Here is a 23,976-nt window from a genome sequence, read left to right as displayed (position 1 = left end):
GGCGCCATCTTCAAGATGTCAATGGATGTCGCCCCTGCGGGTAAGATCAAGCGCCCTGCGAGATTTCTTATCAGGGCGGCCCTTTCCCTCAAAGCGCGGATTGGCCGGAACGCTTTCCTGTTTTTCGGTCATGTCGAAATACAGGGTTTGTGCTTCAGGCGCCGGTCCGCGCCGTTCGCCGATGGCTTCGACACGGACAACCCGAATCTGCCGCCCCTGCGGAAAGGTCAGAACGTCACCCGGGGTGACGTTCTGAGCCGGTTTCGAGATCTTGTCGGCATTTAGGCGGACGTGACCGGCGCTGACCTGTTTCGCGGCCAGACTGCGGGTTTTGAAAAACCGCGCATGCCACAGCCATTTATCGATACGGATCTTTGCCGCGCCCTCCTGCATGGCCGGATCAGTCGCCCTGTTTCAGCCCCATCAGCGCCGCGGCGAAGGGGTTGTCGGGATCGATCTTCTTTTCCTTCTTCGGCGGGCGGGCCGAATAGGTCTTACCGCCCTGCTGCTGAGGACGTCCGCCTTTCTTGCCACCGGGTTTGCCGCCACCAGCGCCGCCTTTGGCACCGCGGGGTTTGCCCTTGCCGCCACCGGCATTGCCACGGGTGTCCTGGCCTTGCTGGCCACGGCGCTGACCGCGGTTGCCGCCCTGACGGGCACGACCGCCCCAAGTGAAAGTATAGAAGACCTCGACTTCAGGCGCCTCGACAGAGGTATCTGCCGCTTCGCCCACCGGGGTTTCATTCTCGGCGACCTCAGGCACGGGTTCTTCCGCTGCAGCATCCGAACCGGTTTCAGCAATCGGCGCCACACCTTCGTCGGCAATGGCGGCGGCTTCAGGCACCACATCTGCGGCAGGCGCAGCGCCCTCACCCGCAGGCGCAGCGGCCGGGGTATTTTCCGCCTCCGCCGCGGCATCCATGACAGGCTGACCTGCCGCGGGCGTGCCGGTTTCAGCGACAACTGCATCCGCCGGTTTGACCTTTTCGCGTTCGCCCTTTTCGGCGCGATAGCCAAGGCCCTGCATCAGGTCCGCGAATTGCTCCAGCGTCATGCCGGTGATCGACAGCATGTCGGGCTTGGCTTCGAAACCACCGCGGCTGTCTTCGGCGCGCAGCATGTCGGCCAGCCGTTCCAGCATATCGATGCGGATCATCCGCTCACCCGCTTCGCGGTAGCCGGACATGGTGTCATAGCCCTGCGGTGCGTCTTTCAGCGCGGGCACGGTCACCAGACCCGGAGGCGGTGCCTCGGGGAAGTCCTGAAGCCCGTTTGCCAGCGACCACAGCACCAGACGCAGACGCGTCGGCGCCGGTTTCAGCAGCAGCGGCATGAAGATGGTGAACTGACCGAACCGCACACCGTGCTTGCGCAGCGCGCCACGGGCGTCCTGGTCCAGATCCTTGACCTCCTGCGCGACGGTGTGGCGGGGCAGCAGGCCCAGCGCCTCGACCATGCGAAAGGCGAAACCACGGGCCAGCCCGTTCAGTTCCTCGTCCTTTTGCAGGTTCAGCAGCGGTTCAAACAGCGACTGGACCTTGCGGGAGATGAAATGCTGCAGGCGGCGTTCGACCTTTTGCGCAACCTCGGTCCCGGCTGCATCGTCTACAAAGACCTGCACGCCAGGGGTCAGCGGATCGGCACCGGCGACCAATTTGCCGATGGCGCTGTCGCCCCACATGAGGCCACCCTGTTCGGTAAAATCAATTTCGGTATCGGGCGCATTGTAGAACCGGTCTGCCCGCAGATGAAAATGCGGAGCGAGCGCCTGCAAAGACGCGGATTTCAACGCCTTCGCTTCAGCACCTTCTGCGCCCTTGTCAGGCGAGAACCGGAACCCTTCGAGCCGTCCGACGAATTCGCCTTCGACGGTCACTTCACCCTTGTCATTCACTTCGGCCAAAAGGGCCTCCTTCTGCTTGAGCCGGCGCAAGAGCACGGATGTGCGCCGGTCCACAAATTTTTCAGTCAGACGTTCGTGCAATGCGTCCGACAACCTGTCTTCTACAGCGCGAGTCTCATTCCGCCAATGGATTTCGTCACGCAGCCAGCCTTTCCTTTGTGCCACATAGGTCCATGTGCGGATAAATGCCAACCGTTTGGACAAGGCATCGATATTTCCGTCCGTCCGGTCGATCCGCTTGATCTGTCGGGCCAGCCAATCGTCGGGCACGACGCCGCCGCCATGCAGGTGATTGAAGATCCCCCGCAACAGCGACGCATGTTCGGCATGGCTTATACCACGGAAATCGGGAATCCGGCAGACATCCCACAACAGCCGCACGGAAGGCGCATTGGTGGTCCGGGCCAAAATATCGGGATCCTGCGACAATGCTTTCAGCGCGCCAAGGTCATCGGCCTCGCGCGCCTTCATCAGGAATTCATCCTGCGGTGCCGCCTCTAGCGAGCGGATCAACGCCTCGACAGTACCGAATTGCAGCGCGGAGGAGCGCCAGTTCAGCTTTTTCAGCGGCGTGAAACGGTGCTCCATGATCGCCTGCGCCGTGCCTTCATCCAGCGGGCGGGCATCGCCGGTCACCCCGAAGGAACCGTGGCTCATGCCGCGCCCGGCGCGGCCTGCGATCTGGGCCAGCTCGTTTGCTGCCAGCGGCCGCATGCGGCGGCCATCGAATTTTGATGTCGAGGCAAAGGCGACATGGTCGATATCAAGGTTCAGCCCCATGCCGATGGCATCGGTGGCCACCAGATAGTCGACCTCACCATTCTGATAGAGCGCCACCTGCGCGTTACGGGTGCGCGGGCTGAGCGCCCCCATCACCACCGCGGCGCCCCCCTTCTGGCGGCGGATCAGTTCGGCGATGGCATAAACGTTATCGACCGAGAAGCCGACAATAGCGGTGCGCGGCGGCATCCGGCTGATTTTCTTCGATCCGGCATAAACCAGATCGGACATCCGTTCCCGGCGCACGAATTCCACACCCGGCACCAGCGCTTGAATCGGCCCGCGCATGGTATCGGCACCCAGAAACAGCGTCTCATGGGTGCCCCGCGCCCGCAGCAGCCGGTCGGTAAAGACATGGCCTCGTTCCGGATCGGCGCAAAGCTGGATTTCGTCGATGGCGAGGAAGTCACACCCCATCCCCTCTGGCATCGCCTCAACGGTGCAAATCCAGTATTGCGCGCGTGGCGGCACGATCAGCTCTTCACCGGTCAGCAGCGCCACCACCGACGGGCCGCGCGCCGCGACGATCTTGTCATAGACCTCGCGCGCAAGCAGCCGCAGCGGGAATCCCATGATCCCCGTCCGATACCCCAGCATCCTGTCGATTGCGTAATGGGTTTTGCCGGTGTTGGTCGGTCCCAGGACCGCCGTCACCCGTGATGCGTTTGCCATAGCACCGCCCCTGCCCCGGTCGGGGCCTAGAGTTCCTTGCCCTCGACCAAGGGCGCCAATCGGTCGAGCGCCTTGGTTACTTCCTGATGCGTCGGATGTATAGCCTTGGCGCGCAAATAGGCGGCATAGGCATTCTGGGGGTCGCGGAACTGTTCAAAGATGGTGCCCAGCGCGTAGATCGCGTCGTAATTATTGGGGTTCAGCGCCAGGGCATGCTCCAGATCCGCCACCGAGGGACCATAAAGGCCGATGACGAAATAGGCGCGCGCCCGCTCATACCAGCCACGCGCGAATCCCGGCGCGTGATCGGTCAGCGCGGTCAGATGCTCGATTGCCTCTTGCGTGTCGCCCCGCTCCAGCGCCCGGACGCCGCGCGTCAGCAGCAGATCCATCGCAGGCGAGCCGCTTTTGCGCCACAGCGCCTGCAGCTCACGATCGATGGCAGCGGCATCGGTGGGATCCGCCACCGACAGCTCTGCCAGTAGCGTCGCCTCATCCGGGGCACCGGTTCCGACCTGTGCCAGAACCGCCGAAGGCAGGGAAAACGTGACTGTCAGCGCCGTTGCCGCCACGATAGCTTTGAGGTTCGGAACATTTGCAACCATGATGACCCTCAGTGTAACCCCGTGCATCGCATTTTCCAGTGCCGTAGACGAAAGCTTCACATAAAAGTGCGATGCCCCTGCAAATGAGCGAGGAAGACCCGATGAGCGACACCCTGACACAAGCCGCCGCAGCCCTGAATGAAAAACTAGATGCCGCCGGTTTTGACGGCAGCGCCAAGTTCCAGATCGAAGACATGGGCGCGATCGTGCTGGACAGCGACGGTGCACGGATCAGCGACGAAGAAACCGATGTCACCATGTCCGCCGATGCCGAAACCTTTGAGGCGATCCTGTCCGGTGAACTTAACCCCACCAGCGCCTTCATGACCGGCAAGCTGAGCGTTGACGGCGACATGGGCACTGCGATGAAACTGGCCTCGGCCCTCGCCTGACCACACCGACCTGAATGATGGAGACCCGCCCTATGGATCTGACCCCTGCCCCGTATTTTCGCGATATCGCCGATGGTCCGGAAGGGGGAGAAGCCCATTGGGTGACCACCAAAGATGGCCTGCGCATCCGCGTGGGCCATTGGCTGCCCGACGGTCTGCCGCGCGAGGCGATCAAGGGCACGGTGCTGATCTTTCCCGGACGCACCGAATATATCGAAAAATACGGCCCTGCAGCCATCGACCTGGGTCGGCGCGGCTTTGCGACGCTGGCCGTGGATTGGCGCGGACAGGGGCTGGCCGACCGGATGCTGGACGACCGGCGTCTTGGCCATGTTCAGCATTTCCCCGACTTTCAGCAGGACGTCGCCGCCGTGGTGCAACTGGCGCAGCAGCTTGACCTGCCGAAGCCCTGGTTCCTGCTGGCTCACTCCATGGGCGGCGCCATCGGGCTGCGTGCCCTGATCGAAGGGTTGCCGGTCAAGGCCTGCGCCTTCACCGGGCCAATGTGGGGGATCCAGATCCCCGCCGCCATGCGCCCCGTCGCACGCATCTTAGGCGCTTTGGCGCCACATCTGGGTTTCAGCGCAATGCGCGCGCCCACCACGACCAAGGGGCATTACGTGCAATCCGCCCCCTACGAAGGCAACACTCTGACCAATGACGCGGATATGTACCGGTTCATGCAGGAACAGCTGGAGGCCCAGCCGGATCTGACACTGGGCGGGCCAACCGTACATTGGCTGAGCGAAGGACTGCAGGAATGCGCCGCCCTGGCCCAGCGCCCCTCTCCGGCGCTACCCTGCATCACCTTCCTCGGCAGCGACGAGCAGATCGTAAATACTGACGCCATCAAGGACCGCATGCAGCGCTGGCCCGGCGGCGAGCTGGATCTGGTTCAGGGCGCCCAGCACGAGGTGGTGATGGAAGGTCCAGCCATCCGCCAGCACACCTTTGACCGCATGTGCGCCCTCTTTGACCAATACCGGGGCTGAACGCCCCCGGCTGATGGGCGGCGCCGCTGATCGCTTGTGATCCCCCGCGCCGCTGCTTAGATGTCAATCGAATGGCACGGCGCGGCTGTGCCTCATCTTTTCACATGACGCTTCAAGGAGGCCCCATGTTTCAACTGCCTTTCCCCGTTCGTGACGCCAATGCCGGTGGAGGCTCTGACGCCTTCGGCAATCTGCCCGAATGGGATCTGACCGATCTTTACACCGCTGATGACGCCCCCGAACTGGCACGCGATCTGGATTGGCTGGAGCAGGAATGCAGCGCCTTTGCCGCCGATTACGAAGGCAAGCTGGCCGATCTTGATGCGGCGGGTCTGCTGGACTGCGTTCTGCGCAACGAGAAAATCAACGCCATCGCCGGGCGCCTGATGTCCTATGCGGGACTGCGTTATTACCAGCTGACCACCGATGCAGACCGCGCCAAATTCCTGTCGGATTGCCAGGAAAAGGTCACCGTCTTCACCACGCCGCTGGTCTTCTTCACGCTGGAGATCAACCGTATCGAAGATGACAAGCTGAAGGCGCTGTTTGCCGCCAATGCGGATCTCGCCCGTTATGAACCCGTCTTCCGCCGCATCCGCGCGATGAAGCCGTACCAGCTGTCGGATGAGTTGGAAAAATTCCTGCACGATCTGGGCGTGGTCGGCGACGCCTGGGAGAAGCTGTTTGACGAAACCATCGCCGGTCTGACCTTCACCGTAGACGGTGAAGAGATGAACATCGAAGGCACGCTTAACTTCCTGACCGACCAAGACCGCAGCAAACGCGAAGCCGCGGCACGCGAACTGGCGCGGGTCTTTGCCGAAAACATCAAGATCTTTGCCCGCGTCCACAACACGCAAGCCAAGGAAAAGGAAATCGTCGACCGCTGGCGCGGTATGCCCTCGGCGCAGATGGGCCGCCATCTGGCCAATGATGTCGAACCCGAAGTTGTCGAGGCCCTGCGCGAAGCCGTCGTGGCCGCCTACCCCAAGCTGTCGCACCGCTATTACGAGCTGAAGCGCAAATGGCTGGGTCTTGACCGTATGGAGATCTGGGACCGCAACGCGCCGCTGCCGATGGAAGTCTCCCGCACCGTCGGCTGGGACGAGGCCCGCGACATCGTGATGGAGGCCTATGGCGCCTTTGATCCGCGCATGGCCGAAATCGCCGATCCCTTCTTCAACAAGGGCTGGATTGACGCGGGCGTGAAACCCGGCAAGGCGCCGGGCGCCTTTGCCCACCCCACTGTCACCGATGTGCACCCCTATGTCATGCTGAACTACCTCGGCAAACCGCGCGATGTGATGACCCTCGCGCATGAGCTGGGCCATGGTGTGCATCAGGTGCTGGCCGCCGGTCAGGGCGAAATGCTCTCCTCCACCCCGCTGACCCTGGCGGAAACCGCGTCCGTGTTCGGCGAGATGCTGACCTTCCGCAAGATGCTGGAAAAGGCCAAGGACCAGAACGAGCGCCGCGTGCTGCTGGCGGGCAAGGTCGAGGACATGATCAACACGGTCGTGCGCCAGATCGCCTTTTATGATTTTGAGTGCAAACTGCACGAGGCGCGCCGCGGCGGAGAGCTGACGCCCGATGACATTAACGCGCTTTGGATGTCGGTGCAGGCCGAATCCCTGGGCGAAGCCTTTGATTTCATGGAAGGGTACGAGACCTTCTGGGCCTATATCCCGCATTTCGTGCACTCGCCCTTCTACGTCTACGCCTATGCATTCGGCGACGGGCTGGTGAACGCGCTCTACTCGGTCTACGAGGAAAACCCCGAGGGCTTCCAGGAGAAGTATTTCGACATGCTGAAAGCGGGCGGCTCAAAGCACCACAAGGAGCTTCTGGCGCCCTTCGGCCTTGATGCCTCAGACCCCAAGTTCTGGGACAAGGGCCTGTCGATGATCTCTGGCATGATCGACGAGCTGGAGGCGATGGAGGATTGATCCTTCGCGCGAAACCCTGCGCATGACCCGAGGGGTGGGCGAGAAGCGCCCTCCCCGTGGGGGCGGGTCGTGCGCTGCCCCTGCCACGCAGGGGCATGAGGGCCTCAAAACGCCCCCTCTTCCCTTACTTCAGCTGACTGTCCTTGGATCCGCGCCGGTTGATGCCGCCGCGCTGCGCTTTCGCTCCGTCGCGCTCTTCCTGACAATCGATGCACAGCTTCACACCCGGGCGGGCCAGACGGCGTTTTTCGGGAATCTCTTCTTCACAATCCGCGCAATGGGTCAGGCTTTCGCCCACGGGCTGTTGCTGCGCCTTCATCCGCGCCAGCTCATCACTGATCGAGGCGTCGATCTGCTCGCTCACCGCGCCGTCGCGCGCCCATCCACCTGCCATATCACGCCCTCCCGCGTCCTGATGCGAAGACCCGCAGCCTAGGCGCCCAGACCGCGCGGGGCAAGCCGGGCGGCTGCCCCGACGTTTTCCTTGCGCCCTGCCCTGTCCGCAGTAGCCTGCCAGCAGTTTCTTTGAGCAGATTTTGGGGAGGGTATTTCATGCGAAAACTTGCAAAATGGCTGGGACGGCTGGTGGTCCTGCTGGTCGTGGTGGTGATCGGCGTACTGATCTTTGTGCCGGGCTATATCGAAAATGGCCGCAACGTAGTGGCCGATCACGATCCCTACCCCGTCAGCGACGAGGCGGCCGAGCTGCACAAGACGCTGCTGATCGGCGATCTGCATGCCGATCCCCTGCTGTGGAAACGCGACCTCACCAAGCGTGGCAACAGGGGGCAGGTGGATATCCCCCGCCTGATCGAAGGCAACGTTGCCTTGCAGGTCTTTACCGCCGTCACAAAATCCCCCGCTGGTCAGAACTATGACCACAATGAAACCGACGCGATGGACAATATTACCCTCTTGGCAGTGGCACAGATGTGGCCCATGCGCACCTGGGGCTCGCTTTATGAGCGCGCCGTCTATCAGGCGGAAAAACTGCACGGGTTTGAAGAAAAGTCGGACGGCAAACTGCATATCATCAAATCCGAAGCCGACCTTGATGCACTGCTGGAACGCAAGCTGTCGGGCGAGGCCGTGGTCGGCGGGATCCTTGGTATCGAAGGGGCGCATCCGCTGGAAGGAAACCTCGACAACCTGCAGGGCTTGCAGGATGCCGGGTACCGGCTGGTGGCCTTGCAGCACTTTTTCGACAACGCGCTCGGCGGGTCGCTGCATGGCGCCAGCAATGCCGGACTGACCGATTTCGGACGCTCGGTTGTACAAGCCGTGGTGGACCGGGGGCTGATCCTTGATCTCGCCCATTCCAGCCCGCAAGTGGCGCGTGATGTTCTCGAGATGACTGATATTCCGCTGGTCGTCTCCCATGGTGGCATTCACAAGGCCTGCCCGGTCAAACGGAATTTCCAGGACGATCTGATGCGGGAAATCGCGGCCAAGGGCGGGGTCATCGGTATCGGCTACTGGAAGGATGCGATTTGCGATGACAGCCCTGCGGGCGTCGCCGCCGCGGTGAAGGCCGGGATCGAGGTCGTGGGAGAGGATCACGTCGCGCTGGGGTCGGATTTCGACGGCTCGGTCGAGACCACCTTCGACACCTCGGAACTTGCCGCCCTCACCCATGCCATGCTGGAGGCAGGGCTGACGCCGGAACAGATCCGCAAGGTCGCCGGGGAAAACATGCTGCGGGTGATCCGGGCCCGGCTGGACTGATCCACCGCTGCGCCGGAAAAAAACAACGTTGCATCGCGTCGCCCCCTCGCCGGGGCGGCGTTTCCCGTTCTAGCCTGCAGATCTATCTCGCGGATTCAGCCTGCCAGCGCACCCGCGGCCAAATCCCGACAAAACTAATCAAGTATTTGAATTTACACATTTTTCTTGACCCAACCTTCGCTATTGCCTATCGAGGTTTCAAGATCTGCAGCAAGCCAGAATCAAAGGCATCACGCAAAGCTAGCACTCCAGCGAGGACACCCTACCGGGTCCCAGCCAGACAGCCAGCATCGCCAGCCCCCTGATTTCCAGCCAGCCACACAACGCCAGCACTTCGCCAGCGCAGCTCGATCATCCTTGCCAGCCTTTCGCCAGCCGTTGATCAGGTCGCCCCCAAAAGGTCTTTCAGCTTGCCAGCCACCGCGCCAGCCTTTCGCTGACCGGCCTATGCTTGGACGCTACAGGCATGTACTCGTCCAAAGCCTGCGCGTTTTGCACCCAGATGCATCAGTCTACTCCCACACCGTCGCAACATTGACGGCCGCACTGAACCAAAAAGCAGACGTCCTTGACTTAGCCTGAGCAAGGCTTTTCATGTCCATCATGACCGATCTTTCAACCCAAACTCTGGATGAACTCAGCCTCGACGAGTCTGCCCGCCCCAAAGCACCGCTGGTGCCGGAAGCAACGGACGTACACCGTCACCAGGGGCGACAACTGGCAGCAATTCATCGTCATTACCTGATGGAGATAGCCCAGATCGCTGCGGTCCTGACCCGGATCGAGGCGAGGAACACCCCGCCTGAGCACCTGAAGCAGATCGTGCTTTCACTCGACATGGCTGAGAATTTCCGCGCGTTCGGATCGCTTTGCGGGCGCGAGTGCCAGGTGCTCAAGTTGCACCACGATATCGAAGGCGCTGACATGTTCCCCCGGATCGAGGCTACGGGCGGTGGAAAGTTCCGCGAAGTCATCGCCAAGTTGAAGGCAGAACACGAGGTGGTTCATGAGCTGATCATCCGCCTCGGTCGTGCAGCGCATACGCTGGCCGAAAATCCCAGCGATGCAAACTTCGCTCAGGCCGCCGCGACATTCAGAAAACTGGAAGAAGTTGTGCGTTCCCATTTTGGCTATGAGGAAACTGAACTGGCAGAGGCTATCGGGTATTATCTCGGGTCGATCTGACAGCGCCGCCAAGACGCCTCAGCAACGTCGGCATCCAATGCTATTTCGCCCGCATCCCAATCCGTGACCGAAAGAAAAAGGGCTGCCCGCAGGGCAACCCTTTTGCATTTCTTTGCCGTTCATTCGCAGCCTGTCTTCAGGCGCTGGTCAGCATGCCTTTTTCCGACGCCAAAGCACGCATCTTGTTTTGCAGCTTCTCAAACGCGCGCACCTCGATCTGGCGGATACGTTCGCGGCTGACGTCATACTGGGTGCTCAGCTCTTCCAGAGTCACCGGTTTGTCGGCAAGACGGCGCTGGGTCAGGATATCCTTTTCCCGGTCATTCAGCACATCAAGCGCCTGCGCCAGCAGTTCGCGGCGCGCTTCCAGCTCGTCCCGTGCCTCGTAATCGCCCGCCTGGTCGGCATCTTCGTCTTCCAGCCAGTCCTGCCACTGCATGGTACCCTCGCCCTCGCTGCCGACAGTGGCATTGAGCGACGCGTCGCCACCGGACATGCGGCGGTTCATCGAGATTACTTCGGCTTCGGTCACGCCCAGATCGGTCGCGATCTTCTTGACGTTTTCCGGACGCAGATCGCCCTCTTCCAAGGCGCCGATACGGGCCTTAGCCTTGCGCAGGTTGAAGAACAGTTTCTTCTGGCCCGAGGTGGTGCCCAGTTTCACAAGGCTCCAGGACCGCAGGATATATTCCTGGATCGAGGCGCGGATCCACCACATGGCATAGGTCGCCAGACGGAAACCTTTTTCAGGATCAAAGCGTTTCACCGCCTGCATCAGACCGACGTTCGCCTCCGAGATCACCTCGGCTTGGGGCAGACCGTAACCGCGGTATCCCATGGCGATCTTGGCCGCCAGGCGCAGGTGGGAGGTGACCATCTTATGCGCCGCCTTGGTGTCCTGCTCTTCGACCCACCGCTTGGCCAGCATGTATTCTTCTTCCGGCTCCAGCAGCGGGAATTTCCGGATTTCCTGCATATAACGGTTCAGGCCACCTTCCGGTGTCGGTGCAGGCAGGTTTGCATAATTCGCCATTCGGTCTGTCCCTCCCAATGTTTAAGGACTTAACATCAGCGTTGTTGTAGGACGAATATGGGGAAGAGGTTCTTCCGTTTCAAGTCCTACCGATAATCACACCTTATACCGAACCCGCGATCACGGTCTGTAATCTTGATCACAGGCCCCTATCGGCGGCCCATAGATCACCCTTTTGCGCCGCGCAGCGCCTCCAGAAGGTCCTGCATATCCTGCGGCAAGGGCGCCTCGAACCGCACCGTTTCGCCGCTGACCGGATGGGTAAAGCCCAGAACCGCCGCATGCAGTGCCTGCCGCGGAAAGGCCTGAACTGCCACAAGCGCCTTTTCGCTCAGCGCCTTAACCGGCAGCTTGCGTTTGCCGCCATAGGTCGGATCACCGATCAGCCCATGACCTGCATGGGCCATATGCACCCGGATCTGATGGGTCCGGCCGGTTTCCAACCAGCATTCTATCAGCGCCGCCACCGCCGGATTGCCAAAAGGCTCCACGATACGCGCCCGCGTCACCGCGTGGCGACCGCCCTGAAACAGCACCGCCTGACGCTGTCGGTCTGTCTTGTGGCGAGCCAGCTGGGTGGTCAGCTTCAGGATGTTGCCGGTCTCGAAACTGGCACCTTTGACACCGCGTAGCCGGGGATCGTTGGCATCGGGCACACCATAGCAGACCGCGCGGTAATAGCGTTCGACCGTGTGACGTTCGAACTGCGCCGCAAGTCCCTGATGCGCAACATCGGATTTCGCCACCACCAGAAGACCCGAGGTTTCCTTGTCGATGCGATGCACGATACCGGGGCGCTTCACCCCACCGACACCCGAGAGGTTATCGCCGCAATGATGCATTAGCGCGTTGACCAGCGTGCCGGAGGGCGTGCCCGGCGCCGGATGCACCACCATGCCCGCCGGTTTGTTGACGACGATCAGATCGTCATCCTCGAACACCACATCTAGCGGGATATCCTCGGGGCCAATATGGCTGTCACTGGCTTCCTCGACGGTGACTGAAATCACCGCCCCTGCCTCGACCCGCGCCTTGGGATCGCGCACCACCTGCCCGTCAACGGACAGCGCGCCCTCGTCAATCAGCCGCGCCAGACGGGTCCGCGATAGGGTTGCCTCCTCTGGCACATCACGTGAAACCGCTTTATCAAGCCGTTTAGGCGGATTTTCCGCGATAACGAATTCTATCCGGCGGCGCTCCATGACAGATCCTTCCAAACCCGAATTGCAAGAAGAGCCGCCGCAGCTGAAGTTCCTGCGCCGACTGGTGACCACGCTGACCGTGGTCATGATTGGCGGGCTTGTAGTGGTAATCTCGCTGCTTGTCATCCGTCTGTCTGCAGACGGGCCCTCGCTTCCCGAAAGCATCACCCTGCCCGACGGCGTCACGGCCGAGGCTGTCACCTTTGGCACCGGCTGGGTGGCGGTGGTGACCCAGGATCAGCGCATCCTGATTCTGGATCCAGAAACCAGTGCGGTCCTGCAGGAAATCGAGCTGAAATAGCCCCCCCCGGCACAGCAAGGCGGGCGGTCTGCATCAGGAACGCAGCAGCACCTTGTTCGATCCCAGCGCCTCGGCAATCTGCACATATTGCGAACGCCGCTCTTCTGCCGCTTCGGCGCTGCGCAATAGGACCGTCTGCGCCTGATCCAAAATGGCGCTGGCCTGCTGGTTTACCTGCGCGGCCCGCGCCGGGTTGACCGGCGTCAACGGACGCGTGGTCCGGTCCGAGGGCGACGCCTTGCGCGACGCATAGGCATTCCCCTGCTTCCAATCCCGGTTATTTCGGGTCAGACGGTGAATGTCCCGCGCTGTGTCCCGCAGAACCTGGCGGACCTCCTCGTAATCCGAATCCTCGGGGATTTCCGCTGAAACGCTTTCCAGACGCTCCGCGAGACAATCCACCCGGTATTCCGCGGCGTCGATATCAGCGCAAAAGGCCTTGGCGGCGGAGAGGCTCGTCACCAACTGACGCAGGAACGCCGCCGAGCCGAACTCGCCTGCCGGGACGATGACCGTGTAAAGAACCGGCGCTGACTGCGCCAGAACCGGCCCCGCCGTCAGGGCCATCACTGCGGACGCCGCCGCACATCTGTTTAGGAAACTTTGCGTCATGTCACTCAACCCTCGAATACCAATACACCATGCCCCAGCCACCAGAGCAGCAGTGGCCCCGCAAACGGGCCATCGGCAGAAATCATGTTGAAACTGTCCCATTCCCGCGCCGTCGTTGCAAGCGCGGCATAGGTCTGTAAGCTGCTAGGGGAGTATCGTAATGATTTTTCGGAGGCTTCAATGTTTTCCCCCCGTTCTTTGACCGCCCTAGCCGCCCTGATTCTTTTTGCCGCTCCCGGGCCACTTTCAGCCCAGGGCGCAAGCGCAGCCCTCAACGAAGCAAAGAGCCGCGCCGCATGTGGTGCAGGGGTTCCGGTCTCCGCACAATACCTGCCGGGTGGGCTGCTCAAGGTCACCTGCCGCGCCTCCAACTCTCAAGCGGTTAGCGAAACGCTGCCCGAAGCGATGCAGGGTACCGGGCTAAGCCCCACCGCCGCCGCCGGAGTGATTCTGAGCAGTGTGATTCTTCTGGTCGTGACCGGTGATGACGAAACCGGCACCACCACGACGACAACCACCACGACCACGGGCGAATAACCGCACCCGTACCGGCTAGGCGAACCACAGCAGTGCTGCAACGGGTTCAGATGGATCAGACCAACGCTCATCTGCATGGCATGCGGGTGAGCTGCTGCCGCCAAGCCCTTGTAGCGCCTACAGGTGCTTGGGCGCGCCCATGCATGCGAACTAACCGATCGCAATCAATGCGTTATGCGGAAAAGGGGAGAGAATGGTACCGCCTCCCTGGCTTGAACAGGGGACCTCTGGATCCACAATCCAGCGCTCTAACCAACTGAGCTAAGGCGGCACTGGGGGGCGATTTAGCCTAGGTACATACCGAGCGCAAGGGGGTTAAAGCACAGTTTTCCAGCTTTGTTCGATCAAATCCTGTCCGAAGGAATGAACCGGCTTGCTGTCGGCCAGTTCCCACCCGAATGCAGCATAAAGCGCGCAGGCCGCTTCGTGGCTTTCATGGGTCCACAGCGTCATATCCTGATAGCCCGCATCACGCGCGAACTGCATGCATTGGGTCAGCAGGCGCTTGCCGATGCCCTTGCCGCGCGCCTCCGGCGTCAGCAGGAACAGGCGCAGTTTGGCGGTGGTATCGCTCAGCCGCACGCAGAAGATCGAGCCAAGCCGCTGGCCGTTTTCTTCTGCGATCCAGCCGCGTTCCCTTTCCGGATCATGATCCGCGCAGAAATCCCGCAGGATCTCGGCCACCAGCGGGCCGAATGTGTCGTCGAACCCTTCGTCCTGCGTGTAAAGGGTCTGGTGCCGCTCCACCAGCCAGGGGCTGTCCTCGGCTTCGAATCGGCGCAAAGTCACTTTTTCCATGGCTTATCTGACCACGATGCCCGCTTGCCTTTCAACAGGCTCCGGGCTAGCAGGATGCCTCAGGCCGTTTATGCGCCGCAGAAGGTCACCCACAGGAGGTCACGATGGGCATCAACAGCGAACGCGATATCGAAGCGAACATGCAGATCGGCCCGACCGATATCGGCATGGTGCGCATTTTCATCGAAGCCGGCGATATTGAGATCCCGATGGATTTCGACCCCGAAGAAGCCGAGGAAATCGCCGACGAAATCCGCGCCGCCGCTCAGGCAGCCCGCAGCCTGTCGGACTGACCTTGGCACCCGGACGGGCGGCTGTGTCCGTGCAGGCGCCCGCCAGATAACTGAAGCGGCGCGTCACATACCGCGCCTGAGTTCCCACCCGAGCGTGGAAACTTTACTGCTACGCAAGCCACTTAACGCCAAGTAGCTATGAAACCTCGCGACTAAACAAAAAAACGTTACTGCTTCCTTCAGCGCGATTAATTTCTTTTTGAGACTCCAGCGCGACCCTAAAGGCCATTCATTTGGATTTAGAGGGGCGCAGATTATGAACTCCGTTTTCGGCATCAACAGCTTTACCGGCCTTTATGCTGGCACGAACACACCGGATTTGGCGGCGACTGCGGAAACCACAGCCACCGATTGGACCAAAGGGGCCAGCGCCAAAACCCTTCTGGAAGAAAGCCAGAAGGTGCAGCGCGCCGAACGCCTAGAGCAGCGCAAGGAAGCGGAGGCCAACATGAAACGCTTGGAGGACAATGCGCGCGCGATTGCCTTCGCGCTAAAAACCAAAGAAATGCAAAAGGCCCTCGCCACGCTGCAACAGGACAACAGCCAGAGCAGCCACCTCATGCTTTTGGTGGTCACAGACGAGGGCGATATTCACGCCTTCTTCCCGCCCCCTCCAAACGCCTTCGGCGCCGGCTCTGGCAACGATGCCGTGTCCTACGCTGGCGGGGTGATCAAGGGCATCGAAACCGGTGATGGATCGGACGCCGTAGCCCTGACCGGCGATGTGGTCGAGGACGTGCATACCGACCGGCAAAACCGAGGCACCGAGTTGGTCGTTTACAAATCCGGCGGGGCGCGGATGACCACGTATTATGCCAATTATTCCGCCGCCGATTCCTTGGCGATCTCAGCACAGACGATACGCAAGATTTCGACCGGTGGCGGTAATGACGCGGTCGCTCTGAATGCGGAAACGATCACGGGACTCGATACCGGTACGGGCGATGACGCGCTCAGCATCTCGGCCCGCCACCTCAATCAGGTGAACACCGGCGATGGCAATGACAGCCTGGCCATTCGCGCGGGGGTCGTGTCACGACTGGATACCGGATCGGGCGACGATGTTCTGACCCTTAACGCCACTGTTCTGGACGGCGTAAGAACCGGCGACGGCAATGATGTGGTCAATGTGGTGCTGAATGATCAATCCGGGGACGGGCTGGACTTCCCGCGGTACGCCCGCCTGCACACAGGCAGCGGCGATGACACGCTATCCTTGGCAGCGCAGGGGCATGTCACATTTGGCGCCGGGACAGGCGACGATACGGTTCTGCTGTCAAAAGGCAGCTTTACCATGGCGCTGCAGGATGGCGCGGCCGAGGGCAATGACGTGGTCACCCTTTCGGACGGTGCAGATCTGGCCCTCATGGTCTCCAGCGAAAAAGCCGCCAGCGCCACAATCGTAAAGAAGGACGATGCCCTGCTCATCAATTTTGGCGATGGTAGCTCGGTCACAGTCAAAGGTCTGGCAAACGGAGGCACTGTCGCGCTGGCCCTCCCAAGCGGTCAGGTCGACAAGATCCTGAAACAAGAACAAGCGGTCGATCTGCGCATGTGAGGATCACATCTGCTACACTCTGGGGTCGAGAACCGCCTGCAGCCGCCGTGCGGCGTCCATCGCCAGCTTGTGCGTCATCTTCTTGCGCCGCGCTGCGGGCAGCTTCGCTTCCGGCCCCATACGCACAATCTCGCCATAATAGGCATCGGCGACGATCAGCCCGGTCTCATCCGGCAGGATTTCGACCGGGAACTCGGTGTCTACCGCCCAGAAATAGCGGTCACACCACTCGAGATACCCTTGCCATTTGCTGTCTGACTGGAAATCGGCGCGGCTGGATTTGCATTCGATCACCCAGATCTCGCCCTTTGGGCCCAGCGCCATCAGATCAACGCGCAGGCCGCGTGTGGGCACGAATTCCTCGACCGAGACAAAGCCAAGCGAGCGCAAATACCGCGCCACCCCGCGCGCCAGCCGCTGACCAGGCTGAAACCGCTCCAGATCATTCTCATCCACCATGGCATCAGGAGTGAACAATTCGGGAACAAAATGCAAGCCCGAGGACGGTAAAGGCAAAAACTCTTACCACTTGCCCCTTGCCGCCGCAGCGCCCGCACACTACCTAGGGCCGTGGCGGGTTCTGCCCTTCTTGTGACAGGTAGCATTCCAGTGGCCTTAAGCAATTCCGAGGGAGCTGGCTCTGTTCGGATCCTGGTCCGTTTACCTGGCGCCCACCTGTACATACAGGTCCTCGGGAATCAAAACCGCACGGTTGCCTGGTGGTCCCGCCACTTTTCCTCACCTACGAACGCTGCTTGGGTCTGATCCGGCCCAGTGCAGGATGCATGCCGTCACAAGTACCTGCCGGTTAATTCGGCGCCCTGTCGGCCCATTTCCCCGTCCGTCAGACCACAGCGGCCGACCGCGCAGTTACCCCAGGAACAAAAAGGCGCCACTCCCGCTAAAGGAATGGCGCCCTTGATCTACACGAATTTTTCGCCAGACGGCCTCAGCTATCCATTTTCAATGCCGAGATGAAGGCTTCCTGCGGGATGTCGACCTTGCCGAACTGGCGCATCTTCTTCTTACCCGCTTTCTGCTTGTCCAGCAGCTTGCGCTTACGCGAGGCATCGCCGCCATAGCATTTCGCGGTCACGTCCTTGCGCAGCGCCGACAGGGTCTCGCGCGCGATTACCTTGCCGCCGATGGCCGCCTGGATCGGGATCTTGAACATGTGGCGCGGAATCAGATCCTTAAGCTTTTCGCACATGGCCCGGCCGCGCATCTCGGCGCGGTCCCGGTGCACCATCATCGACAGCGCATCCACCGGCTCGTCATTCACCAGCACCGACATCTTCACCAGGTTGTCCTCGCGGTAGCCGGTCAGGTGATAGTCGAAGGAGGCATAGCCCTTGGTCACCGATTTCAGCCGGTCGTAGAAGTCAAAGACCACCTCGTTCAACGGCAGATCGTAGACCACCATGGCGCGGGTGCCGGCATAGGTCAGGTCTTCCTGAATGCCGCGGCGGTCCTGGCAGAGTTTCAGCACATCGCCGAGGTATTCATCCGGCACAAGGATCGTCGCTTTGATCCGCGGTTCCTCGATGTGATCCACCTTGGACATGTCGGGCATGTCGGCCGGGTTGTGCAGGTCGATCTTCTCGCCGTCCTTCATGTAGACGTGATAGATCACCGACGGCGCCGTGGTGATCAGCTCGATATTGTATTCCCGCTCGATCCGGTCGCGGATCACCTCAAGGTGCAACAGGCCCAGGAAACCGCAGCGGAAACCAAAGCCCAGCGCCGCCGAGGTCTCCATCTCAAAGCTGAAGGAGGCGTCGTTGAGAGCCAGCTTGTCGATGGCGTCGCGCAGGTCTTCGAATTCGGCGCTATCCACCGGGAAGAGACCGCAGAACACCACCGGCTGCGCCGGTTTGAAGCCCGGCAGAGCCACCTCGCAGCCGTTCCGGTCATTGGTGATGGTGTCGCCGACGCGGGTGTCGCGTACCTGCTTGATTGATGCCGTCAGGAAGCCGATCTCACCCGGGCCGAGTTCATCCACCACCTGCATGGCAGGGCGGAAGACGCCGATCCGGTCCACATGGTGCAGGGTATCGTTCGACATGAACTTGACCCGCATGCCTTTCTTCAGGACGCCGTCCATAATACGCACCAGCACGATCACGCCCAGGTAAGCGTCGTACCAGCTGTCCACCAGCATGGCTTTGAGCGGCGCATCGCGGGTACCTGCGGGTGCGGGCAGATGCTGTACGATCGCCTCCAGCGTCTCGTGAATGCCCTGCCCGGTCTTGGCCGAGACCTGAATGGCTTCGCTTGCGTCGATGCCGATCACATCCTCGATCTGCTCAGCCACGCGATCGCAATCAGATGCGGGCAGGTCGATCTTGTTCAGCACCGGGACGATCTCGTGATCCGCGTCGATCGCCTGATAGACATTGGCCAGCGTCTGCGCCTCGACCCCTTGGGTGCTGTCCACAACCAGCAGCGAGCCTTCAACCGCGCGCATGGAGCGGGAGACCTCATAAGCAAAGTCGACGTGACCGGGGGTGTCGATGAGGTTGAGCACATAGGTCTCGCCATCGTCGGCCTTGTAGTCGATCCGAACCGTGTTGGCCTTGATGGTGATGCCGCGCTCGCGCTCGATATCCATCGCGTCCAGAAGCTGCTCTTTCATATCGCGTGACTCCACCGTCCCGGTCTCCTGGATGAGCCGGTCAGCGAGGGTGGATTTGCCATGGTCGATATGGGCGACGATGGAGAAATTGCGGATCTTTGAGAGCTCTGTCATGGTCTGGGGATATGGTTCGGATTTTGAGTTTGGTCAAGCGCGCGCGTGACGCCACCCAGCGATATTTTTAAGGGTGCGCGCCAGAAGCGGCAGCATGCAGGATGATTTCTGCCCCACGTTCTCATAATAGCGCCTCATTCCACATAATCTTCTGGAAACTTGGTTTGCGTGTCCTCGACGTTCTTTAACCAAGGGCCGCGCCTGTCGGGGGGGGCAGGCAGGCGCGACCCGGTCTCGGGTCCGGGCGTGACTGTTTCAGGGGCCCGGCAAAATCCCGCGCATGATTTATGGATCATTAACCCCAATTGAAAGCCAGCCAAACCTGCGGCATAGTCGCGCCAGCCGCCTGCCAGCGGCCTTTCTCGAATGACCACTGGACAGGACATGACGATGCGTTTTGTGAGCTCTTTTCTCTGTGCCGCAGCCCTGACGACTGCGTTCAGCGTACCCTCTGTCGACGCGGGCGTCATCGAAAGGGCCTGCCGTCAGTCCGAACGCGGCTATGCAAAGGCCGGGCTGTGCAGTTGCATTCAGAAAGTCGCCAACAAGAGCCTGACCCGTTCGGAGCGCTCCAAGGTGTCAAAGTGGTTTGCCGATCCGCATCAGGCGCAGGTCGTACGCCAGTCCAGCCATCGCGGCGATGAACAGCTTTGGGAACGCTACAAGGAATTTGGCGCCAACGCCGCGCGCGTCTGCGGCTGATACAGCCCCTCTGAAAGGCGTCCATTCAGATCAGCGTTACGACGGTCACACCCCTCTCATGCCTCCGTGACGCGCCCCCGATTTTGCGCGGCCCACGGCCCGGCGCAGATGCTGCAGTGCCGCACAGGGGAAATCCGCTCCAATACAACCCTTGACCCCGCATCTTTCTGTCGTTGAGAAAGAAGATGCATATTTGGAGCATATTCATGTTGACGAAGGGTGTTACCCTAAGAGGGCTGGAAGTCTTTGCCGCCCTGGCAAGAACCGGATCCGTGGCGCAGGCTGCGGAAATGACCGGGCTCAGCCAACCCGCAGTCAGCCAGCAATTGCGGAATCTGGAAAAATCATTGTCCTGCGACCTGGTGGACCACAGCCGCCGCCCGATGGTGGTCACCCCGGCAGGACGTACATTTCTGGCCCGCACCGAGGCGGTGCTTGCAGAGTTGCGACTGGCGCAAAGCGAGCTGACGGTTGTCGATCTCAGCCACCTGCCCGAACTGTCGATCGGTCTGATCGACGATTTCGACAATGATCTGACCCCGCGGCTGGTGACCATCCTTGCCGAGAGCCTGACCAAATGCCGGTTCAAGATGATCACCGCCTCCAGCCACGACATCATCCGCGCCATGGAAGAGCGCGAGCTGCACATCGCCGTAGCCGCCACCACCGGCGCCCTGCACGAAGGGCTGGTGGAACTGCCACTGGTACAGGATCCCTTTATTCTGGTGGCCCCAAAGGGGTTCATCGGCTCCTCGGATACTGGCCTTCCGAAGGTCAGCGTGAGCGAGCTGAACACCCTGCCGTTTCTGCGCTACGCACGGGACCAATTGATTTCACAGCAAATCGACGCCCATCTGACCCGCCAAAACCTTACCTTTGAAAGCCGGTTCGAGATTGGTTCGCACCTTGCCCTGATGGCCATGGTAGCGCGCCGGATCGGCTGGGCGATCACGACGCCGCTGGGGTATATGCGGGCGGTGCGGTTCCACGATCAGATCGAAGCCTACGCCCTGCCCTTTGGTGCCGCAGGTCGGACCATTTCCCTGTTCAGCGGCAACGACTGGGCGGATCAGGTCCCCCGCGACGTGGCCAAGACCATGCGGCACTTGATCCAGACACAGATGATCGATCCGGCGCTGGTCCGGCTTCCCTGGCTGGCAGGGGCGTTCAAGGTCATCGACAGCTAAGGCCGACGTCAGAGGGCGTGCCCTGCCTCCAGATGGGAGACCAGCCCCCGCGCCGCCTGCTCGATCAGGTCGAGGCAGCCGTCGAAATCCCGCGTATAATAGGGATCGGGCACATGATCCGCGCTGCTGCCCGCAGCAAAGTCGGTGAACAGCACCACGGGCGTGATCTGGTCTGCAGGCCTTTGCGCCTCGATATTGCGCAGGTTGTCACCGTCCATCGCCACGATCAGATCAAAACGCGCAAAATCCTGCGGTTCGAACTGCCGCGCCCGCAAATCCGACAGATCCAGCCCTCGCGCCCGCGCCGCTGCCTGCATCGGCCCGTAGGGCGGCTCTCCCACGTGATAACCCGCCGTGCCCGCGCTATCCGTCTCGGCCTGCTTAAAAAGGTCGCGGAACACCCCTTCAGCTGCGGGCGAGCGGCAAATGTTTCCTAGGCAGACGAACAAAATGCGTTTAGTCATCGGGGCACACTCCTTTTGGCAAGACAGCAATAAGAGGCTTTGCGGCGATGGAAAAGAGTGCGGAGAAGATCGTCATCCTGACTGGCGCCGGCATTTCCGCCGAAAGCGGGCTCGGTACCTTTCGCGACGAAGACGGGCTCTGGGCAAAGCACCGGATCGAAGATGTAGCAACGCCCGAAGGATTTGCCCGCGATCCCGATCTTGTGCACGCCTTCTACAATGCCCGCCGTGCCCAATCGGCCGATGCCAGCCCGAATGCCGCCCACACGGCCCTGGGTGAGCTGCAAAGGTCCTGGCCCGGAGAGGTTGTGATCATCACCCAAAATGTAGACGGGCTGCACGAACAGGGCGGCGCAGAGGCGGTACTGCATATGCACGGCACGCTTGACGGCGCCCTCTGCGCAGCCTGTGATCACCGCTGGCCTGCCCCCGCCAGCATGTCGCCCACCGAACTCTGCCCCGCCTGCGCCCAGCCCCGCACGCGCCCCGATATCGTCTGGTTTGGCGAAATGCCCTATTTCATGGAAGCCATCTACGACCATCTGGCCGAAGCGGATATCTTTGCGTCGATCGGAACCTCCGGTCAGGTCTACCCGGCCGCCGCCTTTGTGCAGGAAGCGCAGATGGCGGGCGCCCATACGGTTGAACTCAATCTTGAGCCCTCGGCCGGCGCATCCAGCTTTGCCGAAAGCCGCCTGGGGCGCGCCAGCGAGATCGTGCCCCACTGGACCGGCGACATTCTGGCCCGCGCCTGAGCCTTCCAAAGAAAACGGCCAGCCCCCGGAAAAGGACTGGCCGCAATGTCTCGGCGCGATTGGCGCTGATCAGTTGTTATGCTTCATGCCGCCGTGACCGGGCTTGCGCTCCAGATCCACCGGCACCTCAACGTTGATTTCACCGGCTTTTTCAAAGACCAGCGTCAACGGCACCACATCGCCGTGATGAAGGGTCTGGGTCAGCCCCAGAAACATGACGTGGTCGCCGCCCCGCTTCAGCATGTGCACCTCACCCGCCGGAATGGCAAAGCCTTCTTCCACGTGCACCATCTTCATGACACCGTTGGCATCGCCCTGGTGGGTGTGCAGTTCGACCCGCTCTGCCACGTCAGAACGCGCATCGATCAGCCGGTCATCAGCGCCGGTATCGTTCATGATCTGCATGAAGGCCGCGCCGCTGGCGGACATCTTGGTCGACACGCGTGCATAGGCGTCCTCAACCATCATACCGCCCGCCATGGCGGCCCCGGCAAGGGTGACTGCGGCTGCGCTGGTGGCGGCGAAAACGAGGGATTTAAAAGACATCTTGAGTCTCCTGTAGCAAATTCTGTCTGATTTTCAGGGTGGTTTGGATTGGAAATCAGGCAGAGATCGGCGGGCCACGCGCCAAGGCGTATTGCCCGCAGGAGACGGGGATCAGGACTGTGCGATCGGGTGTCAGGTCCTGCAGAACCGGGCGCGCCGGGATTGGCAGCGCTTGCTGCACCGGCAGCCCAGCATCCAAGAGATGCATCACGCAGTCGGGACAATAATGCGGCGCCGGGACCGGCTGGCCGTCGCTGTCCACGTAGATCGCCACCGGGCCGGTGCCGGTGCAGATCACGATCTGCCCCGAGGCATCCCGTGCCCCACGCATTGCGGCAGCGCTATGGGCGGTCAGCACCACAGCAAGGGACAGGAAGATCCCGATATATATCCGCAAACGTCGCATCATCAGCAGCAGATATGCCCCTGCGCAGCGCCAACCGCAAGCGGCATTCGGTCACGCCACGAACGGCAAAACGCCGCGCTGGGATATCCAGCGCGGCGCTTTACTAAATCAGATCGGTCTGAAGCGGATCAGGCCTCGGCAGCTTGTGCCTTGGCGATCTCTTTTTTCACTTTCAGAGCGGTTGCGGACAGCTCTTCGTCCTTGGCTTTTGCCAGGAATGCGTCCAGACCACCGCGGTGATCAACCGAGCGCAGGGCTGCGGCGGAAATCTTCAGCTTGACGCCACGGCCCAGAGTCTCGGACTGCAGGGTGACATCGTTCAGGTTCGGCAGAAACCGACGACGAGTGCGGTTCTTGGCGTGGCTGACATTGTTGCCAGTCATCGGGCCTTTTCCGGTCAGTTCGCAACGGCGCGACATAGGTTCATCCTTCGTATCTGGGGCGGCCTGCCGGACAAAACTCCGAATCTGCCGCCAAATCACAAGGGCGCGGCCATTGGCTGCGCCCGAAAACTGGTTGGATGCGTTTAGGAGGAATCGCTGACAGGGTCAAGCCATATGGCAGGGTTTTATCACCCACTCCGCCGGAAAGTGGCACAGCCCCGCCCAAACCGGACCAAACCCGGCCGCGCGC

At 61.2% G+C, this 23,976-nt stretch carries 26 protein-coding genes and 1 tRNA gene; 12 read left to right on the top strand and 15 right to left on the bottom strand.

The window, feature by feature from the left end:
• Positions 1-18: 18 nt before the first annotated feature.
• The 3 genes from JL2886_RS16410 to JL2886_RS16400 are packed head-to-tail and all read right to left on the bottom strand — an operon-like array spanning position 19 to position 3,960.
• Complete coding sequence (locus tag JL2886_RS16410) at positions 19-393, bottom strand: RNA-binding S4 domain-containing protein (RefSeq protein WP_065272979.1); 375 nt, start codon at positions 391-393, stop codon at positions 19-21.
• Between the two features lie 7 nt (positions 394-400).
• Positions 401-3,355: a helicase-related protein gene (locus JL2886_RS16405; protein WP_065272978.1), complete on the bottom strand. Its 2,955-nt coding sequence runs from the start codon at positions 3,353-3,355 to the stop codon at positions 401-403.
• A gap of 26 nt (positions 3,356-3,381) precedes the next feature.
• The gene (locus JL2886_RS16400; protein WP_065272977.1) at positions 3,382-3,960 is read right to left on the bottom strand and encodes a tetratricopeptide repeat protein; all 579 of its coding nucleotides are present in this window, start codon (positions 3,958-3,960) and stop codon (positions 3,382-3,384) included.
• A 101-nt stretch (positions 3,961-4,061) separates the two neighbouring features.
• Here JL2886_RS16400 and JL2886_RS16395 point away from each other — a divergent pair, with 101 nt between their 5' ends.
• From JL2886_RS16395 to JL2886_RS16385, 3 genes are all read left to right on the top strand, one after another.
• Positions 4,062-4,352, top strand: a complete 291-nt coding sequence (locus JL2886_RS16395) for an SCP2 sterol-binding domain-containing protein (protein ID WP_065273775.1) — start codon at positions 4,062-4,064, stop codon at positions 4,350-4,352.
• A gap of 17 nt (positions 4,353-4,369) precedes the next feature.
• The gene (locus JL2886_RS16390) at positions 4,370-5,344 is read left to right on the top strand and encodes an alpha/beta fold hydrolase (RefSeq protein ID WP_065273774.1); all 975 of its coding nucleotides are present in this window, start codon (positions 4,370-4,372) and stop codon (positions 5,342-5,344) included.
• A 125-nt stretch (positions 5,345-5,469) separates the two neighbouring features.
• Positions 5,470-7,290: a M3 family oligoendopeptidase gene (locus JL2886_RS16385; RefSeq protein ID WP_065272976.1), complete on the top strand. Its 1,821-nt coding sequence runs from the start codon at positions 5,470-5,472 to the stop codon at positions 7,288-7,290.
• A 124-nt stretch (positions 7,291-7,414) separates the two neighbouring features.
• Here the strand turns inward: JL2886_RS16385 and JL2886_RS16380 are convergent, their stop codons facing one another.
• A complete protein-coding gene (locus tag JL2886_RS16380) occupies positions 7,415-7,684 on the bottom strand; it encodes a DksA/TraR family C4-type zinc finger protein (RefSeq protein ID WP_065272975.1) in 270 nt (89 codons plus the stop codon).
• 158 nt (positions 7,685-7,842) lie between these two features.
• Here JL2886_RS16380 and JL2886_RS16375 point away from each other — a divergent pair, with 158 nt between their 5' ends.
• Together JL2886_RS16375 and JL2886_RS16370 are read left to right on the top strand one after the other, a co-directional pair.
• Entirely contained in the window at positions 7,843-9,015 is a 1,173-nt protein-coding gene (locus JL2886_RS16375) for a dipeptidase (RefSeq protein WP_065272974.1), read from the top strand.
• 594 nt (positions 9,016-9,609) lie between these two features.
• The gene (locus JL2886_RS16370) at positions 9,610-10,200 is read left to right on the top strand and encodes a hemerythrin domain-containing protein (protein ID WP_065272973.1); all 591 of its coding nucleotides are present in this window, start codon (positions 9,610-9,612) and stop codon (positions 10,198-10,200) included.
• Positions 10,201-10,336: 136 nt separating this feature from the next.
• Here the strand turns inward: JL2886_RS16370 and rpoH are convergent, their stop codons facing one another.
• Both rpoH and JL2886_RS16360 read right to left on the bottom strand, forming a co-directional pair.
• Entirely contained in the window at positions 10,337-11,233 is an 897-nt protein-coding gene (gene rpoH / locus JL2886_RS16365) for an RNA polymerase sigma factor RpoH (protein WP_065272972.1), read from the bottom strand.
• A gap of 167 nt (positions 11,234-11,400) precedes the next feature.
• Complete coding sequence (locus JL2886_RS16360) at positions 11,401-12,435, bottom strand: RluA family pseudouridine synthase (RefSeq protein WP_065272971.1); 1,035 nt, start codon at positions 12,433-12,435, stop codon at positions 11,401-11,403.
• Here JL2886_RS16360 and JL2886_RS16355 point away from each other — a divergent pair.
• Positions 12,434-12,736 (top strand): DUF6476 family protein, encoded by a 303-nt coding sequence (locus JL2886_RS16355; protein WP_065272970.1) that lies wholly within the window; start codon positions 12,434-12,436, stop codon positions 12,734-12,736. The genes JL2886_RS16360 and JL2886_RS16355 overlap by 2 nt on opposite strands.
• Before the next feature lie 33 nt (positions 12,737-12,769).
• On the opposite strand, the gene JL2886_RS16350 is transcribed toward JL2886_RS16355, so the two are convergent.
• Complete coding sequence (locus tag JL2886_RS16350) at positions 12,770-13,303, bottom strand: hypothetical protein (protein ID WP_237028388.1); 534 nt, start codon at positions 13,301-13,303, stop codon at positions 12,770-12,772.
• A 225-nt stretch (positions 13,304-13,528) separates the two neighbouring features.
• On the opposite strand from JL2886_RS16350, the gene JL2886_RS16345 reads away from it, so the two are divergent.
• Entirely contained in the window at positions 13,529-13,885 is a 357-nt protein-coding gene (locus JL2886_RS16345; RefSeq protein WP_065272968.1) for a hypothetical protein, read from the top strand.
• Positions 13,886-14,079: 194 nt separating this feature from the next.
• Here JL2886_RS16345 and JL2886_RS16340 read toward each other — a convergent pair.
• Together JL2886_RS16340 and JL2886_RS16335 are read right to left on the bottom strand one after the other, a co-directional pair.
• A tRNA-His gene (locus tag JL2886_RS16340) sits at positions 14,080-14,156 on the bottom strand.
• A 44-nt stretch (positions 14,157-14,200) separates the two neighbouring features.
• The gene (locus JL2886_RS16335) at positions 14,201-14,683 is read right to left on the bottom strand and encodes a GNAT family N-acetyltransferase (RefSeq protein WP_065272967.1); all 483 of its coding nucleotides are present in this window, start codon (positions 14,681-14,683) and stop codon (positions 14,201-14,203) included.
• Positions 14,684-14,787: 104 nt separating this feature from the next.
• On the opposite strand from JL2886_RS16335, the gene JL2886_RS16330 reads away from it, so the two are divergent.
• Entirely contained in the window at positions 14,788-14,976 is a 189-nt protein-coding gene (locus JL2886_RS16330; RefSeq protein ID WP_065272966.1) for a DUF6324 family protein, read from the top strand.
• Positions 14,977-15,232: 256 nt separating this feature from the next.
• Positions 15,233-16,534 carry a hypothetical protein gene (locus JL2886_RS16325; protein ID WP_065272965.1) on the top strand — a complete coding sequence of 434 codons (1,302 nt, stop codon included), beginning with the start codon at positions 15,233-15,235 and terminating at the stop codon, positions 16,532-16,534.
• Between the two features lie 12 nt (positions 16,535-16,546).
• Here the strand turns inward: JL2886_RS16325 and JL2886_RS16320 are convergent, their stop codons facing one another.
• Positions 16,547-16,993 (bottom strand): MmcB family DNA repair protein, encoded by a 447-nt coding sequence (locus tag JL2886_RS16320; RefSeq protein ID WP_065273773.1) that lies wholly within the window; start codon positions 16,991-16,993, stop codon positions 16,547-16,549.
• A gap of 490 nt (positions 16,994-17,483) precedes the next feature.
• Entirely contained in the window at positions 17,484-19,283 is a 1,800-nt protein-coding gene (lepA, locus tag JL2886_RS16315; RefSeq protein WP_065272964.1) for a translation elongation factor 4, read from the bottom strand.
• 390 nt (positions 19,284-19,673) lie between these two features.
• Between lepA and JL2886_RS16310 the strand changes: the two genes are divergently transcribed.
• Entirely contained in the window at positions 19,674-19,985 is a 312-nt protein-coding gene (locus JL2886_RS16310) for a hypothetical protein (RefSeq protein WP_065273772.1), read from the top strand.
• Between the two features lie 206 nt (positions 19,986-20,191).
• The gene (locus JL2886_RS16305; RefSeq protein WP_065272963.1) at positions 20,192-21,172 is read left to right on the top strand and encodes a LysR family transcriptional regulator; all 981 of its coding nucleotides are present in this window, start codon (positions 20,192-20,194) and stop codon (positions 21,170-21,172) included.
• 8 nt (positions 21,173-21,180) lie between these two features.
• Here the strand turns inward: JL2886_RS16305 and JL2886_RS16300 are convergent, their stop codons facing one another.
• Positions 21,181-21,636, bottom strand: a complete 456-nt coding sequence (locus JL2886_RS16300; RefSeq protein WP_065272962.1) for a low molecular weight protein-tyrosine-phosphatase — start codon at positions 21,634-21,636, stop codon at positions 21,181-21,183.
• A gap of 47 nt (positions 21,637-21,683) precedes the next feature.
• Here JL2886_RS16300 and JL2886_RS16295 point away from each other — a divergent pair, with 47 nt between their 5' ends.
• The gene (locus tag JL2886_RS16295; RefSeq protein WP_065272961.1) at positions 21,684-22,391 is read left to right on the top strand and encodes an NAD-dependent deacylase; all 708 of its coding nucleotides are present in this window, start codon (positions 21,684-21,686) and stop codon (positions 22,389-22,391) included.
• Positions 22,392-22,460: 69 nt separating this feature from the next.
• Here JL2886_RS16295 and JL2886_RS16290 read toward each other — a convergent pair whose 3' ends face one another.
• From JL2886_RS16290 to rpmB, 3 genes are all read right to left on the bottom strand, one after another.
• Positions 22,461-22,937, bottom strand: a complete 477-nt coding sequence (locus JL2886_RS16290; RefSeq protein ID WP_065272960.1) for a copper chaperone PCu(A)C — start codon at positions 22,935-22,937, stop codon at positions 22,461-22,463.
• 55 nt (positions 22,938-22,992) lie between these two features.
• Entirely contained in the window at positions 22,993-23,346 is a 354-nt protein-coding gene (locus tag JL2886_RS19750; RefSeq protein ID WP_237028387.1) for a hypothetical protein, read from the bottom strand.
• A 125-nt stretch (positions 23,347-23,471) separates the two neighbouring features.
• Entirely contained in the window at positions 23,472-23,762 is a 291-nt protein-coding gene (rpmB, locus tag JL2886_RS16280) for a 50S ribosomal protein L28 (protein ID WP_065272959.1), read from the bottom strand.
• Between the last annotated feature and the right edge of the window lie 214 nt (positions 23,763-23,976).

It is taken from the genome of Phaeobacter gallaeciensis (genome assembly GCF_001678945.1).
Taxonomy (GTDB): Bacteria; Pseudomonadota; Alphaproteobacteria; order Rhodobacterales; family Rhodobacteraceae; genus Phycobacter; species Phycobacter gallaeciensis_A.
This window is presented reverse-complemented; position numbering and strand designations above follow the sequence as displayed.

What these genes read in the sequence shown, in the direction of transcription:
- JL2886_RS16380 (WP_065272975.1), bottom strand. Translation starts at nt 7,684, where the DNA reads ATGGCAGGTGGATGGGCGCGCGACGGCGCGGTGAGCGAGCAGATCGAC.
- JL2886_RS19750 (WP_237028387.1), bottom strand. Translation starts at nt 23,346, where the DNA reads ATGATGCGACGTTTGCGGATATATATCGGGATCTTCCTGTCCCTTGCT.
- JL2886_RS16390 (WP_065273774.1), top strand. Translation starts at nt 4,370, where the DNA reads ATGGAGACCCGCCCTATGGATCTGACCCCTGCCCCGTATTTTCGCGAT.
- JL2886_RS16345 (WP_065272968.1), top strand. Translation starts at nt 13,529, where the DNA reads ATGTTTTCCCCCCGTTCTTTGACCGCCCTAGCCGCCCTGATTCTTTTT.
- rpoH (WP_065272972.1), bottom strand. Translation starts at nt 11,233, where the DNA reads ATGGCGAATTATGCAAACCTGCCTGCACCGACACCGGAAGGTGGCCTG.
- JL2886_RS16305 (WP_065272963.1), top strand. Translation starts at nt 20,192, where the DNA reads ATGTTGACGAAGGGTGTTACCCTAAGAGGGCTGGAAGTCTTTGCCGCC.
- JL2886_RS16355 (WP_065272970.1), top strand. Translation starts at nt 12,434, where the DNA reads ATGACAGATCCTTCCAAACCCGAATTGCAAGAAGAGCCGCCGCAGCTG.
- rpmB (WP_065272959.1), bottom strand. Translation starts at nt 23,762, where the DNA reads ATGTCGCGCCGTTGCGAACTGACCGGAAAAGGCCCGATGACTGGCAAC.
- JL2886_RS16290 (WP_065272960.1), bottom strand. Translation starts at nt 22,937, where the DNA reads ATGTCTTTTAAATCCCTCGTTTTCGCCGCCACCAGCGCAGCCGCAGTC.
- JL2886_RS16395 (WP_065273775.1), top strand. Translation starts at nt 4,062, where the DNA reads ATGAGCGACACCCTGACACAAGCCGCCGCAGCCCTGAATGAAAAACTA.
- JL2886_RS16320 (WP_065273773.1), bottom strand. Translation starts at nt 16,993, where the DNA reads ATGGTGGATGAGAATGATCTGGAGCGGTTTCAGCCTGGTCAGCGGCTG.
- JL2886_RS16330 (WP_065272966.1), top strand. Translation starts at nt 14,788, where the DNA reads ATGGGCATCAACAGCGAACGCGATATCGAAGCGAACATGCAGATCGGC.
- JL2886_RS16350 (WP_237028388.1), bottom strand. Translation starts at nt 13,303, where the DNA reads ATGGCCCTGACGGCGGGGCCGGTTCTGGCGCAGTCAGCGCCGGTTCTT.
- JL2886_RS16300 (WP_065272962.1), bottom strand. Translation starts at nt 21,636, where the DNA reads ATGACTAAACGCATTTTGTTCGTCTGCCTAGGAAACATTTGCCGCTCG.
- JL2886_RS16295 (WP_065272961.1), top strand. Translation starts at nt 21,684, where the DNA reads ATGGAAAAGAGTGCGGAGAAGATCGTCATCCTGACTGGCGCCGGCATT.
- JL2886_RS16325 (WP_065272965.1), top strand. Translation starts at nt 15,233, where the DNA reads ATGAACTCCGTTTTCGGCATCAACAGCTTTACCGGCCTTTATGCTGGC.
- JL2886_RS16370 (WP_065272973.1), top strand. Translation starts at nt 9,610, where the DNA reads ATGTCCATCATGACCGATCTTTCAACCCAAACTCTGGATGAACTCAGC.
- JL2886_RS16385 (WP_065272976.1), top strand. Translation starts at nt 5,470, where the DNA reads ATGTTTCAACTGCCTTTCCCCGTTCGTGACGCCAATGCCGGTGGAGGC.
- lepA (WP_065272964.1), bottom strand. Translation starts at nt 19,283, where the DNA reads ATGACAGAGCTCTCAAAGATCCGCAATTTCTCCATCGTCGCCCATATC.
- JL2886_RS16335 (WP_065272967.1), bottom strand. Translation starts at nt 14,683, where the DNA reads ATGGAAAAAGTGACTTTGCGCCGATTCGAAGCCGAGGACAGCCCCTGG.
- JL2886_RS16360 (WP_065272971.1), bottom strand. Translation starts at nt 12,435, where the DNA reads ATGGAGCGCCGCCGGATAGAATTCGTTATCGCGGAAAATCCGCCTAAA.
- JL2886_RS16410 (WP_065272979.1), bottom strand. Translation starts at nt 393, where the DNA reads ATGCAGGAGGGCGCGGCAAAGATCCGTATCGATAAATGGCTGTGGCAT.
- JL2886_RS16375 (WP_065272974.1), top strand. Translation starts at nt 7,843, where the DNA reads ATGCGAAAACTTGCAAAATGGCTGGGACGGCTGGTGGTCCTGCTGGTC.
- JL2886_RS16310 (WP_065273772.1), top strand. Translation starts at nt 19,674, where the DNA reads ATGCGTTTTGTGAGCTCTTTTCTCTGTGCCGCAGCCCTGACGACTGCG.
- JL2886_RS16405 (WP_065272978.1), bottom strand. Translation starts at nt 3,355, where the DNA reads ATGGCAAACGCATCACGGGTGACGGCGGTCCTGGGACCGACCAACACC.
- JL2886_RS16400 (WP_065272977.1), bottom strand. Translation starts at nt 3,960, where the DNA reads ATGGTTGCAAATGTTCCGAACCTCAAAGCTATCGTGGCGGCAACGGCG.